This window comes from Shewanella sp. 10N.286.52.B9 (assembly GCF_002873635.1).
Lineage (GTDB): Bacteria > Pseudomonadota > Gammaproteobacteria > Enterobacterales > Shewanellaceae > Shewanella.
The window spans coordinates 14,849-28,685 of the sequence record NZ_MCTY01000194.1; the positions used below are offsets into that span (position 1 = coordinate 14,849).

The following is a 13,837-nucleotide window of genomic DNA, read 5'->3' on the forward strand; positions in this document are numbered from 1 at the left end:
TAAATAATGAATTCTCCGCAATGTGTCATTATCGGTATCGCGGGTGCGTCAGCATCAGGTAAAAGTTTAATTGCTCAAACTATTTTTGAAGAGTTAAAGCGTGATTTAGGTACCGACCAAATTGGCGTAATCAATGAAGATGCCTATTATCGCGACCAGAGCCATTTATCAATGGAAGATCGTGTTAAAACCAATTATGACCACCCTAAAGCATTGGATCATCAGTTGTTGGCTGAGCATCTAAAACAGCTAAAACGAGGCGAGTCGGTTGATATTCCTTGCTACAGCTATAAGGAACATACTCGTATTGGCAAGACCTTAGATATGCAACCTAAAAAGGTGATTATTTTAGAAGGTATCTTATTATTAACGGATCCTAAACTGCGTGAATTAATGGATGCCAGTGTATTTATGGATACGCCGTTAGATATCTGTTTTTTACGTCGTCTATCCCGTGATGTTGCTGAGCGCGGGCGTACCATGGAATCTGTGATTTCTCAGTATAAAGCGACCGTTAGGCCGATGTTTTTACAATTTATTGAGCCATCTAAGCAACATGCTGACATTATCGTGCCTCGTGGTGGTAAAAACCGTATTGCAACCGATATTCTTAAAGCAAGAATACAGCATTTATTGGCACGCTAGATATTAGCACGCTTAATATAGCCGTGTTTTGCGGATTAAAATTGTATTAAGATAAAATGATGACACAGAAAGGCTCCTACAAATGGGGCCATTCTTTTGTGTAAAACCGCTTGAATCGACATGCTAATATCAAGCTGGCAGTCAGATAACACTCAGGAACGAGAATGGCATCAGTATTTGTTAATGGATTACCACAACAGCAAATTAACCCACTGGATAGAGGTTTAGCCTACGGTGATGGTGCATTTGCCACCATGCGTGTGTTACAGGGTAAGGTGTTATTCATTGATGAACATATTGAGCGATTGCAGCAAGCATGTTTGCGTTTGGGCTTTGCATTACAAAATCAACTTGAGTTAATAAATCAGCTTGAGCAGCACGGCCAGGTTTTAAACCAAGGCTGTATCAAAATACTCATTAGCCGCGGTGTAGGTGGTCGAGGTTACAGTGCCCCAGACATTGTGGAGCAAACAAGCGTCATTTCCTTACATGATATTCCCGCTCACTATCAGCAATGGCAACAGCAGGGGATCAATTTATCTTTAGCGGCGATTAGCTTAGCGCGCCAACCAATACTTGCTGGGATGAAACACCTTAATCGGCTTGAGCAAGTACTGATAAAGCAAAACCTATTACCACAAGGTTGCGATGACTGGCTGGTACTTGACACCGATGGCAATGTGGTTGAATCATCAATGGCCAATGTCTTTATTGTAGAAGGCCAAAATGTTTATACCCCAGCAATCAGCCACAGCGGTGTATCAGGGGTGATGCGACAACAAGTTATTATCGCGTTATTAGAAAACAACATTAACGTTTACGCTGAACCAATCAGCTTATCCAGGCTTAAGCAAGCAGATCATGTTTTTATCAGCAACAGCCTGTTGGGCGTTGTTAATATTAATCATCTTGATGATAACCAATACTCCAGCTGGCCTATGAGCCATAACTTAATTAAACAGTTACAATTATCACTCTAATATGAAAAAAATACTGACCGTTTTACTCGCATTTTTGATGACCCTAACCACAGTGGCTTGCATTGTCGGTTACTGGGGATATCAACAGATAATTGCTTATCCCAATCAGACTCTCACCGTCGATGCGCCTGTTGAGTTAACTATTTCACAGGGCATGAATGTCACCAAGCTTGCTAAAGATTTAGAGCATAAACAATGGCTAACAGATAGCTGGAAATTAAAATATCTGGTTAAGCTTAAACCTGAATATGCCCATATCAAAACAGGCTTATATCAAATTGAGCCGGGTGACAGCTTGGCCTCTTTACTGAATAAGATTAATTCGGGTGACCAAATCAGCTTTTCAGTAACGTTAATCGAAGGCAAGACCATTAAGGAATGGCAACAAGTGTTGGCCACATCACCGCATCTAACTTTTGATGAGCAAGTGTTCAATCGAGTGTTATTGAAAAATGGTGACGATTCAAATTTACCAGAAGGTAAGTTTTTCCCTGAGACCTATCAATATCATGCAGGCGATAGTTTAGAGTCGGTGCTGCAACGCAGTTATACATTAATGCAAACCACTTTAGAGGCTGCGTGGCAACAGCGCGATAAAGATCTTAAACTAAAAACACCCTATGAGTTATTGATCATTGCTTCAATCATCGAAAAAGAAACAGGCAAGCCAGAAGAGCGCGATTGGGTCGCTGCAGTATTTAATAATCGCTTAAAATTAGGCATGCGTCTTCAAACAGATCCGACCGTTATTTATGGCATGGGCGATCGCTACCAAGGTAATATCACTCGCAGTGATTTACGAGAACACACGGCATTTAATACTTATCGTATAAATGGTTTACCGCCAACACCGATTGCAGCGCCAAGTAAAGCTGCTTTGTTTGCAGCAGCAAAACCTGCTGAAGTCGATTATTTATACTTTGTCTCAAGAAATGATGGCAGCCATGTTTTTTCAAAGACACTTGCACAACATAACCGTGCAGTTAACGAATATCAGAGAAATAGAAAATGAGTAAAAACAACGCTAAATTCATTACAATTGAAGGATTAGAAGGCGCGGGTAAGTCCAGCGCAGTTGAATTAGTAAAGCAAATTATTACAGACCATTGTCATCAAGCGCCAATATGCACCCGTGAGCCAGGCGGTACGCCATTAGCAGAAAAAATTAGAGATTTAGTCAAAATTGCTGATGATAGTGATCCACTGTGTGATGAGGCTGAATGTTTACTGTTTTACGCAGCCCGTACTCAGTTAATTTCAAATGTCATTAAGCCCGCTTTAGCCAACGGAACTTGGGTATTAGGCGATAGACATAACCTCTCGTCGTTAGCTTACCAAGGCGGCGGTAGAGGATTAATGCCATTAGTAAAATCCATTAGTGATGCTTGTTTACAGGGCTTCAAGCCCGATTTAACCCTTTATTTAGATATTGAACCGCAATTAGGCTTAGCCCGCGCAGCCAAACGTGGTGAGTTAGATCGCATCGAGCAACAAGAATTGGATTTCTTTATTCGTGCTCGAGAAACCTTTTTAGCGTTTGCTGCTGAAGATAGCTCAATTTTAGTTATTGATGCTAGTAAACCCATTGATCAAGTCCATGAACAGATCCGAGTCGCATTAGCAGCGAATCTTGTGTAATGGTAATGACCTTGATTAAAACAGCGTAAAGTGAGTCATTGATGCAAGCTTTTGGATTAAATCAGTTGCCCTGGTTAGATGAACCGTTTCAGCGATTCTTAAATGAGTTAGCAAACGGGCATAGTGCTCACGCACAACTGTTAACCATAGATACCGGTCTAGGAGGGTATTTATTTGCTCATGAAATGGCCCATGCCGCCATGTGCCAAAACTTAACCCCTGTTGGGGCATGCGGTCAATGTAAAAGCTGTCTGTTATTTAAAGCGGGAACACACCCTGATTGTCATGTGATTAAAGCTGATGGCAATCAAATCAAGGTCGATCAAATTCGCGACTTATGTCAAAAATTAACGGTCACAGCCCAGCAAGGCGGTCAACGTGTCGCCATTATTCAAAACTGCGAGCAATTTAATTTAGCGTCAGCCAATGCGTTATTAAAAACCTTAGAAGAGCCGGGTAATAATATTTTAATTATTTTACAAACAGACGTGCCTTCAAGATTGTTAGCAACCATTAAAAGTCGCTGCCAGAATGTGGCCTTTAATGCCCCTGATAGACGCCAAGTATTAGCTTGGCTGTCTTCCCATCAATTATTACCACAACCTCCTTATGGCGAGAAAGCCCATGATGTGACTTGGTGTTTAAGTATGATTGGTGGGCCGTTGAAATTAGCTGAAAGCCTAGGTAATCAACATTACCAACAACTACTGCAATATCGAGTCGATTGGGCAAACAGTATTAAATCAGGACATTTGACTGGCAGTTTAATTAAGTTATCAGAGCAACAAATTATTGATGCACTTAATGTTTTATATTTGTACTTAAGGCAATATGTGTTAAAAAGTAAAGAGCTCGACGCATTAGCTGCGAGTAACATCATTGGTTTCTCATCGAAAGTCGCGCAAATGTGCCAAAAATTAGCGACGATGGCGAGTATAAACGCGCCTGCATTATGTCAAGACTACATTCTTGAATTTAGACAACTTATTCATTACAGACAATAGAATTACACTATGACCGATCTTGTTGTAAATTTTGATACTCTGCACCAGTTGTACAGAGCATATATGCCATTCATTAAACCTGCGGGTTTGTTTATTTCGACCACAGAAAGCCACTTTCTAGGTCAGGAGTTATCCATAGCTTATAAGTTGCCAGGTACTTCACAAATGGCTGATTTTCAAGGTGTGGTGGTGTGGATTAATCCACTTGGTGCATCAGGCGGCCGACCTGCGGGTATTGGCGTAAAAATAAAAACCGATCCTGAAAGTCATAAACATCATATTGAAAAGCTGCTTTCTACTCAGTTATCTTCAAGTGACATGACTTGTACCATGTAATAGTTAAACAAGGGTACTGTAAAGGTTCTTCCTCTATCATAGGTTTTATTTGGCTAATACAATTAAGTTAAACAAAAAATGTCAAAACCAAATCTAACCTTTGATTAAACTGTGGTAACTGCTGATATGAAAATCAGCTTGAAAGATAATCCTCCCCTAGGTATTCTTGCTGGCTTGTTTAAGCCTTTAAAGAATCATCATGTTAATCGACTCTCACTGTCATCTAGACCGCTTAAAATCCGCGCCAGATCAAGCTAGTTTGCACGCTATTGTAGATGCTGCAAAATCTCGCGGGGTTGAATATCTTCTTTGTGTTAATGTTCGCCAGCAAGGTTTTGAAGCCATGCGCGATAAAATGGCCGACTTTGATAATATATTCTTATCATCAGGGGTGCATCCACTTGACGTTAAAGACGGTCTCAATGTCAGTGAAATTAAGCAATTTGCCACTGATAAAAAAGTCGTGGCAATTGGTGAAACCGGCCTTGATTATTTTTATGCCCCTGAAACGAAAGTATTGCAGCAACAATGCTTTGAACAACAAATAGCCTTAGCCGTAGAGGTGAATAAGCCGCTGATTGTTCACACTCGTGATGCCCGCGAAGATACTATTAACATGTTAAAAGCTGGCTACGCAGACAAAGTGGGTGGGGTATTGCATTGTTTTACAGAAAACTGGGAAATGGCCAAAGCAGCGATTGATTTAGGTTTTTATATCTCGGTGTCAGGTATTGTCACTTTTAAAAATGCCGGTGAACTTCGTAGCGTGATCCGTAAAGTACCTAAAGACAGGCTACTGGTTGAAACTGACTCACCGTATTTAGCGCCAGTACCGCACAGAGGGCAAGAAAACCAACCAGCTTTTGTGCGAGATGTTGCTGAGTTTGTTGCCGAGTTACGGGGTGAGAAATATATCGATTTAGCCGAATATACCACGGAGAACTTTTTTAACTTGTTCAAAGAGGCTGCAATATTAGCCAAGCGTTAACTTACGCTTTTGTGGTAAATTTTGATATTAAGTTTAGGCTGAATTTTAGGCAAAAAGAGACCCAAAACTATCCAATTGTTCTGGGTCTAGGGGAACGGCTCTTTTAGAAAAGAGCCTTGCGCTACTGTCGAAAACCAATTTCACTAAAAATCTTACTTCTCAGTATAGACCCGTTAATCATACTTTGCCTAAAAATCGCGCAACCGGTCAGTGTTTTATGCCGCAATAGCTTAACAACTAGCGCCTACTGATAATTGTTAAACGATAAAAGTCGCTGAATTATCGGCAATAAAGTGTATCTACTCTATTTTATCTTTTACCAATTCTCTTGGTAAATTATTTTTCAATCTATGGCCTAAATGCTTTACCACCCCTAATGGACTGTGGTGATGAGTGACAATCATTTCGCCCTTTGGGGTTAAGTCTAAATCGCTAAAGCTATCAGTGGCGATATCACGGCCCATTAAAAAGTCTTTCGCTTGTTGAGCATCAAGTTCGATAATTTTATCGTCTGAGCTGATATAGCGCCTAAGGCAGATAATGGCTTCATGTTTCACCTTAAAGCCTTTTTTCATCACATCGGCCAATTTGACCCCAATGCGTTGATAACGCATTAAACCGGTGAAATCGTTAAATTCAGCTGGAAATAACCAATACTCATCATCACGGATCATCACCGTATGATCTGCAGGTAAAGTGAGATTAAAGGTGGTGCTAAAGTATTGTTCAATGGCGGATACTTGTTTGGCATTCGCAACAGAAAACGGGAAGTTACGCTGAGGCTTAGGCTGCTTTTTAATTCGTTCAACAGATGCGGTTTTAGCAATTTTAGCGACGAAGAAACCTTCGCTATCATAAATTTGTGGCCAAACGTGTAAAAAACCTTCTTGGGTACAGGCTTGTTCTGCGCCAGGGAATAAATCAGTTAGAGGAATAAATTCAACCGCATCGGCATAGGTTTGTTTTAAAAATTGACAAATTTGCTGATTTTCAAGCTGACTTAAGGTGCAAGTGGAATAAACCAATGTGCCACCGGGCTTTAAGGCTAAAAAGGCGGATTGGATCAGCTGTTTTTGAGTCTCGGCAATATCAACAACATCATCTAATTGCCAGTTTTTAAGCGCATTAACGTCTTTTCTAACCGTACCTTCGCCACCGCATGGTGCATCGAGCAACACAGCATCAAACTTTTCAAATAAATACTCCCCAAAGACTTTGCCATCAAAATGGGTGAGGGCACATTGCTTTACGCCCATTCTAAGCACGTTGGCGTGCAAAATTTTAACGCGACTGGCAGAGTACTCATTAGCAATTAATAAGCCTTGATTATCCATTAAGGCGGCTAACTGAGTCGTTTTTGAGCCAGGCGCTGAGGCGACATCGAGGATCAGTTTACTGTGGTTATCATTTTGTAGCAGCGCAACAGGTGGCAACATCGAACTGGCTTCTTGGATATAAAATAAGCCTTGAATATGCTCAATCATATTACCAATTTGCACATCATCGCTGACTGAAACCCAAAACCCTTCAGCGCACCAAGGGATAGCTTCAAACTGCCAGCCATTATCAGTCATTATTTGGGTAAATTGCGCCACGGAAATCTTTAAAGTATTTACTCTGATTGATTTACGTAAAGGACGATTACAGGCAGCAATAAAGTCGTCCATATTAAGATGTGCGGGGAGTTCTGTAGCAATATGGGTTAAGTATTGCGGATTTATTTGAGCCATAGTAAAAATATCGATAAAACAACTGTGTAATAATGCGATAGATTATATCATGCATTTTCACGGTGTCGCTCACCCTGTTAAAGAAAGCGCAACCAACACATTCGCTAACAGATGATGTTGAAAACTACAGCTGTGAAAAATAACGGAGTATTCAGTGCTAAATAGAGTTTGGTTGTTTTTTTTCTTAACGGCAGCAATCGCCATAATCGTGCAATTGTTTAATGGCCATGTTGAGGTATTAGGGGAGTCGGTTAAAGCTATTTTTAGTAGCGCTAAGTTAGCTGCTGAAATATCCATTGGCTTAATTGGTGTATTAGCGCTATGGATGGGGCTGATGCAAGTGGGTGAGAAAGCCGGTGTGGTTACGGTATTTGCTAAACTATTTGAGCCGTTATTATCAAAGTTAATGCCAGAGGTGCCAAGGGGGCATAAAGCTTACGGCAGTATCACCATGAATCTCACCGCAAACATGTTAGGCCTAGACAATGCAGCTACGCCGCTTGGTCTTAAAGCGATGCAAGACTTACAAAGCCTAAACCCAAATAAAGACGTGGCGACCAATGCGCAGATCTTGTTTTTAGTGCTCAATACTTCCTCAGTCACTTTAGTGCCAGTGACGGTATTTTTGTATCGAGCTCAGCAAGGTGCAGTCAATCCAGCAGATGTGTTTTTACCTATTCTATTAACCACAGTGGCATCAACCTTAGTGGGTTTATCTGTCGTGGCAATTGTTCAGCGTATTTCTTTAATCAATAGTGTGGTGCTGGCTTATGGCGCAACTTTGTTTAGTATATTAATTGCGGGTGTGTTTTATTTATTAACCCTATCTGCTGAAGCCATTGGAACATTATCGACTGTATTAGGTAATGGCATATTATTAGCCTTAATTATGAGTTTTATCCTGATTGCTGGTTACCGCAAAGTCGCCATTTATGATGAGTTTGTCGAAGGGGCCAAAAGCGGTTTTTCCCAAGCAATAATGTTAATTCCATATTTGTTGGCAATGATACTCGCCATTGGATTATTGCGCTCATCGGGCGCCCTTGACTTTGCCCTTCAAGGCATAGCAGGCCTAGTGAGCTTGTTGGGGTTTGACAGCCGTTTTGTCGATGCCATGCCTACGGCGTTAATGAAACCATTTAGTGGTTCTGGGGCAAGGGCGATGATGTTAGAAACGATGGAGCATCATGGGGTAGACTCTTTTGCGGGTCGTTTATCGGCGATTTTTCAAGGAAGCACAGAAACCACCTTTTATGTACTTGCGGTGTACTTTGGCTCTGTCGGTATTCGAAATAGCCGCCATGCATTGGGCTGTGGCTTAGCGGCAGACGTCGGCGGAATAATGGCTGCCATCGCCGTTTGTTATTGGTTTTATGGCTAAGCACAACAGCTATTAAACGAGCAAAAAAAATCGGCAAATGCCGATTTTTTATTGGATGTTATCTACGCGCAGAAAGGTTATAAAGGCTTCACTTGTTCAGGTTTCCATTTACGCCATTCGGCTTTCATTTTGTTATGCAGGGTAAATCTTTCATCGAGAGCTAATTGATTCGTTTTATCCGTTACTTCCTCGGTCACGACTGAAATGCCACCTGAAAGCAGCGTTTCAAGAGAGCCTGTTTCAATTTGAGCGCCAGAGAAAATACCCACTTCAAGTTTTATACCTGATGCATCCCAAAACTGACTTGTTTGATTCACTAAGTGGGCATATTGTTTTTCAATGTGTGAATACATTAATACTTGGTTGCCATTGTAAGATAATGAGTAACCATCCACTTGCCCAATAGCAATACCTCTGAAGAAAATTGGGGTGCCAATTTTTATCGAACCAAGCTGACTATCAACTAGGGTCACTTTTAATGCATCTTCATCGATATCCGCATCGTAATGCGCAGCTAGGAGACCATCAAACTGTGTTGCTTGTCGTTCTGACGTGCCAGGTAACACGCCAATGTAAGGGCCGGTTATCAAGGTTTCTGGCGCTTTAATACCCACTAATGAAATTTGTGCATCGACGACAAAAAATTCACTGTCTTCTTTGGTGAAATGTTGTGCGTATTCACCATAAAGATAAGCACTCACGGTTAAGTTGGCTAAGTCTTGATTGAGTTTAACCTGTTGGATCACACCCACTTGATGGCCTTGATAACGAATCGCTGCTTTTGCAGCTACTTTGGCATCAGCTGGTAGTGATAGTGTTATGGCTTTGGCCTGTTTTAGGGCCAGCTCTTTAGAATCATATAAACGAGTTTGATTGCCTTGTTGGTTTTCTGGCAACAAACCTAGGCTAATACTGCCTTTTAAGGCGCCTTCTAATGGAGCGATATCAACATCAATGCCAGATAAACTTGCATTGATACTGGCGGCATCATTTCGCCAAAATACGCTGTTACTTCGAACCAAGTTAGTAAACCTTTTTTGAATGGCCACCGTGATTGAAAACTTATCAGTTTGACTGTTCCAATTTACTTCTGAGACAGAGCCAATACGCATTTTTTTGTAATAAACCGGTGAGCCATGAGCTAATCCTGCGCCATCAATACTGTCTAGCGCCAAGGTACTCATTGATGATTTATTCAAGGCCGTTAAGGCTTGATCAGCAGATTGATATAACGAAAATTTTGCTTGAGGTTTAACTACAGCCTTAGCTTTACCTGGCACCAAAGATACAGCGCCAGCAAGCAGGGTATTAATATCTCGGGTTTTGACCTTTACGCCATCTAAGGAGGCATCTATGGCAAGCGCCGATTCAGACACAAAATAACTGTCCACAGTGAGTAATGATGAATATTCAGGCTGAATGTCCACTGAGTATTCAACACGGCTAAAGTCATCAGATAATTTTACTTGGCTAATCTCACCAATAGGCATTTGTTTGTAACGCACCTCAGCCCCAGCGCTTAAACCACTGTGTTCATCAGACGTTAATTTGATGGTCAACTGGCTAGCTTGCATAAGGTCCGGTGCTTGAGATTGTAATTGATACTCTTGTGGCAGCGCGTTGTCGCTCACTCCAGGTAGTACATTGACTACACTACCAGTGATCAACCTTGCAGCGTGCTTAACGCCCTCTAAAGAAATATCAGCACCTGCAATCCAAAATTGGGTATCTGCGTTTAATAAGTGTTGGTATTGACTATCAAACTTAGCTAAAAACTTCACGCCGTTTTCAGTTAGTTGGGTTTGATGAATCTTACCCACATCAATGCCGCGATAAACTAACGTTGAGCCTTGACTAATCTCATCAGCATTATCGGCTAGCAGAGTGAATTCGATGCCTTTGACAGCACTTTGTTCATCAGGGTAAAGCACAAAGTTGTCACCATTTTGCGCCGCGGCAGAATTAGCGACTGAATTAAAACTAATTCCGCCAGCGAGCAGCGATGCCAAGCTTTCGGTATTGACTTTAATGCCCGACATAGACGCATCAATTTTTAGACCTGACACGTTCCAGAACTGGGACTCTAGTGTCACTAAATGGGCGTACTGTTGCTCGATAAACGTGCTGATATTAATGGTATCGCTGTCAATTAAGCGATAGTTTACAACTTTCCCTACAGGTATTTGACGGTAAAACACCATTGAGCCGATATCCAGTGAGCCTAATTTTGAGGTGGTCAGCGTAATAAGCACCCCATTAGTATCAGGAAGCATAGTTGGCGCATCTTTTAAGGCGACAAATTCAGATGCTGAGCTGCCATCACCGGGTTGAACGGCAATATAATTGCCTGAAAACAAGGTATCTAAACCTTCAATACCAGTGATACTGGCTTTAGGCGTGACCAACCAGAACTTGGAATTTTTATTGAGAAATGGTTCAGAGCGATAATCCATAATAATTTTGACATTAACGCCAGACAATTCATTGTCGATACTGATATCTGTCACCTTACCAACGGTCAAACCTTGGTATTTGACTAAGGTTTTACCGATATCGATACCAACGGCATTAGGGAAGTGCACAATAATCTCGATACCTGATTCTTTGATGCTTTTTACACCAAGCCAAGCGCCAAGGGCCAAGGCAACAATCGGTAATAACCAAATCGGCGAGAATAATTTCTTTTTAACAACTTTTGGTGATTCAATTTGTGTCATTGTTTTTTTCCAAGCGATCCCAAAGTAAACGAGTATCTAATACCTTTGCTGCTAACTGAGTCAGTAAAATGACTAACGCAAATGCGGTTGCTGCAGGTGCGGGTTTAGCATCAAGTAATTGCCCCATATTAACGACGGCGACAGTTAACGCAATAACAAATAAATCCAGCATCGACCATCTGCCAATCCATTCAATAATATGAAAGCCTATCATGAGTTTCTTTTTAGAAACTGGCAGATTAAAGCTAATAGCGATTAAGTAAATCGCTAAGCCTATAATTTTTAGCCAAGGCACCAATATACTGGCAGTAAAGACAATAATGGCAATAGGGATCATGTCAGAGTGAACCAAATGCACAATACCAGTAAATATGGTGTCATAGGTGACTTTTCCCTGATTGGTGAGCACAGTGATTGGGTAGATATTAGCTGGGATCAGCAAAATGGCTGCGGTAATCAATAACGCCCAACTTTGCTGTAAACTGGCATGATTACGTGTTTGGATTTTAGAATCACAGCGACTACAACGGTCACGACTGATGTTATTGATTTTTCGACAAACAGTGCATAAACAAAAACCGATTTGTATTCCTTGCCGCGCAGGAGTGTTAGCGCTCATAAGCCATTCCCCACATATGTTCTAAATTATATTCCCGTTGTAAAAATAAGATAACTAAAAACAGCATACAAAAACAGAAGGTGCCCATGCCTAAATAAATATCTGAGAAGTCAGACAAGTTAAACGCAGCTACTAAAAATGAAATGACGTAAATTTCAAGCATAGTAAGTTGCGATAAGGTCGCATGGTTTTTAAGCAGTGCGCGATATGTCTTTTGCCAAAAACAGGAGTGCAATTTAAGTTTTACTATGGTGACTTGTAATAAAATCGATAAAATTAATAATCCCGGGGCAATGACCGCTGCCGCCATCACAGCGATGCCAACTATCCAATAACCTTGCAGCCACACCGTCACAGCCGTTTCAAAAACTGTTGTTGTTCGCACACTGCCTAAAAAGTTGATTTCTATGATGGGTAAAAAGTTAGCCGGAATATAAAATAATAATGCCGCGATACACAAGGCAAGCATGCCATTGATTGAGCAGTAAGGAACGTCATAAAGTGCCGTATGGCAGCGAGGGCATAACGCGCGAACATTAGACGGTAAGGCGCGCTTTTGAACGGCTAAGTCACAGGAGCGGCATAATATAATGGTGTTCGGGTCAAGACTTTTCGGCATAAATAAAGGAAAACCGTCCATGTAGTGAAATATTAATGAGCAATAAAATAATAAAAAACGCTTTGTTTTGATTAAAAACACAGTGGAAATATTATTTATCAAGTTACAATAAAACCTAATAATACCAGAATAATCAGAATACTTGCATCAGAAGTTAGTTCTATGACACTCTATGCACTGTATATAAAAACAGTAAGAGGTTAATCATGGCTGTAATAACAAAGTTTGTCGTGGTAAGAGAAGGGGTTGAGAAGATGACGTTTACATCTAAGAAAGAAGCTGACGCCTACGACAAAATGCTCGACATTGCGGATAACTTAGTGCCTTTTATTTCTGGCGCTGAGCTGGAAATAGAGGAAAATAGTGTCGAAAAACTTGCTTTTTATCTTGCATCTAACAAGGATGAACTTGCAAATTTATTAAAAGGGATCGTAAAGCCTAAAGCGGCTACACCCAAAACAGCAAACAAAAAAGCCACTAAAAAAGCGGCTGCAGAATAATAAAAACCTCACTTAGGATGGAAAATGAAAGCTGAGTTTTATGACACATTAAACCGCCAAGTACTGGCATTAATGACCGGTGAAGACGACCTTATTGCAGGAATGGCAAACTTTTCAGCGTTATTAAATGACAACTTAGATGATATAAATTGGGTTGGCTTCTATATTAAGCGTGAAGAACAACTCGTTCTTGGTCCGTTTCAAGGAAAAGTTGCTTGTACACGTATTGTGATCGGTAAAGGTGTATGCGGCACAGCAGCGGCAAATGATGAAACACAATTAGTGGCAGATGTGCATCAATTTGCAGGACATATTGCCTGTGATGCTGCCAGTAATTCTGAAATTGTAGTCCCTGTTCGCCAAGGCAATGACGTAGTTGCGGTATTAGATATTGATAGCCCATCATTGAATCGTTTTGATACAGACGATAGAAAAGGCTTAGAAATGCTAGTAAAAAGCTTTGAATCTTGCCTATTTGCTTAATTAGCGACCAAATATAGCAAATTGCGGGTCGCAATCGCTGCCATGAGCTTTATAATACCGAACAGCGCGCATTGCTATGGATAAAATTTATTTACTGTAAAATTACAGCTAAGTGAGTTAATTTGTTAAAGCATGTTTCAATTGCTTTAGCAATCGAATAAGAAGTGCTAATTTGAACGTTAAGCAAGATCTGTTTA

14 protein-coding genes are annotated in these 13,837 nt (G+C 40.9%); 10 read left to right on the plus strand and 4 right to left on the minus strand.

Annotation, left to right across the window (positions count from 1 at the left end):
* The first annotated feature begins 6 nt into the window (after positions 1-6).
* The 7 genes from udk to BCU91_RS14600 all read left to right on the plus strand — a co-directional run bounded on the left by udk (position 7) and on the right by BCU91_RS14600 (position 5,591).
* Positions 7-645: a uridine kinase gene (gene udk / locus BCU91_RS14570; protein ID WP_102437854.1), complete on the plus strand. Its 639-nt coding sequence runs from the start codon at positions 7-9 to the stop codon at positions 643-645.
* 164 nt (positions 646-809) lie between these two features.
* Positions 810-1,625 (plus strand): aminodeoxychorismate lyase, encoded by an 816-nt coding sequence (pabC, locus tag BCU91_RS14575; RefSeq protein WP_102531768.1) that lies wholly within the window; start codon positions 810-812, stop codon positions 1,623-1,625.
* Between the two features lies 1 nt (position 1,626).
* Entirely contained in the window at positions 1,627-2,637 is a 1,011-nt protein-coding gene (gene mltG / locus BCU91_RS14580; protein WP_102437848.1) for an endolytic transglycosylase MltG, read from the plus strand.
* Positions 2,634-3,263, plus strand: coding sequence for a dTMP kinase (tmk, locus tag BCU91_RS14585; protein ID WP_102437847.1), 630 nt, complete (start codon positions 2,634-2,636; stop codon positions 3,261-3,263). The genes mltG and tmk overlap by 4 nt, the downstream gene beginning before the upstream one ends.
* 41 nt (positions 3,264-3,304) lie before the next feature.
* Complete coding sequence (gene holB / locus BCU91_RS14590) at positions 3,305-4,267, plus strand: DNA polymerase III subunit delta' (RefSeq protein WP_102437845.1); 963 nt, start codon at positions 3,305-3,307, stop codon at positions 4,265-4,267.
* 9 nt (positions 4,268-4,276) lie between these two features.
* Positions 4,277-4,603 (plus strand): PilZ domain-containing protein, encoded by a 327-nt coding sequence (locus BCU91_RS14595; RefSeq protein WP_076536275.1) that lies wholly within the window; start codon positions 4,277-4,279, stop codon positions 4,601-4,603.
* Between the two features lie 199 nt (positions 4,604-4,802).
* Positions 4,803-5,591 carry a YchF/TatD family DNA exonuclease gene (locus BCU91_RS14600; protein WP_102437843.1) on the plus strand — a complete coding sequence of 263 codons (789 nt, stop codon included), beginning with the start codon at positions 4,803-4,805 and terminating at the stop codon, positions 5,589-5,591.
* A gap of 299 nt (positions 5,592-5,890) precedes the next feature.
* Here BCU91_RS14600 and rsmF read toward each other — a convergent pair whose 3' ends face one another.
* Positions 5,891-7,321, minus strand: coding sequence for a 16S rRNA (cytosine(1407)-C(5))-methyltransferase RsmF (gene rsmF, locus BCU91_RS14605; protein WP_102437841.1), 1,431 nt, complete (start codon positions 7,319-7,321; stop codon positions 5,891-5,893).
* A 154-nt stretch (positions 7,322-7,475) separates the two neighbouring features.
* On the opposite strand from rsmF, the gene BCU91_RS14610 reads away from it, so the two are divergent.
* On the plus strand, positions 7,476-8,702 hold the full coding sequence (locus BCU91_RS14610) for a spore maturation protein (RefSeq protein ID WP_102531769.1): 1,227 nt from the start codon (positions 7,476-7,478) through the stop codon (positions 8,700-8,702).
* 77 nt (positions 8,703-8,779) lie between these two features.
* Here the strand turns inward: BCU91_RS14610 and BCU91_RS14615 are convergent, their stop codons facing one another.
* Genes BCU91_RS14615 through BCU91_RS14625 form a run of 3 tightly spaced genes read right to left on the minus strand, consistent with a single transcriptional unit; the run spans position 8,780 to position 12,657 of the window.
* The gene (locus BCU91_RS14615; RefSeq protein ID WP_102531770.1) at positions 8,780-11,419 is read right to left on the minus strand and encodes an MlaD family protein; all 2,640 of its coding nucleotides are present in this window, start codon (positions 11,417-11,419) and stop codon (positions 8,780-8,782) included.
* Positions 11,406-12,038 carry a paraquat-inducible protein A gene (locus BCU91_RS14620; RefSeq protein ID WP_102437835.1) on the minus strand — a complete coding sequence of 211 codons (633 nt, stop codon included), beginning with the start codon at positions 12,036-12,038 and terminating at the stop codon, positions 11,406-11,408. Before BCU91_RS14620 ends, BCU91_RS14615 begins: the two co-directional genes overlap by 14 nt.
* Positions 12,028-12,657: a paraquat-inducible protein A gene (locus tag BCU91_RS14625; RefSeq protein WP_102437903.1), complete on the minus strand. Its 630-nt coding sequence runs from the start codon at positions 12,655-12,657 to the stop codon at positions 12,028-12,030. Before BCU91_RS14625 ends, BCU91_RS14620 begins: the two co-directional genes overlap by 11 nt.
* 206 nt (positions 12,658-12,863) lie before the next feature.
* Here BCU91_RS14625 and BCU91_RS14630 point away from each other — a divergent pair, with 206 nt between their 5' ends.
* Positions 12,864-13,157: a YebG family protein gene (locus BCU91_RS14630; protein ID WP_102437833.1), complete on the plus strand. Its 294-nt coding sequence runs from the start codon at positions 12,864-12,866 to the stop codon at positions 13,155-13,157.
* 24 nt (positions 13,158-13,181) lie between these two features.
* Complete coding sequence (locus tag BCU91_RS14635; protein WP_102437831.1) at positions 13,182-13,640, plus strand: GAF domain-containing protein; 459 nt, start codon at positions 13,182-13,184, stop codon at positions 13,638-13,640.
* Positions 13,641-13,837: the final 197 nt, after the last annotated feature.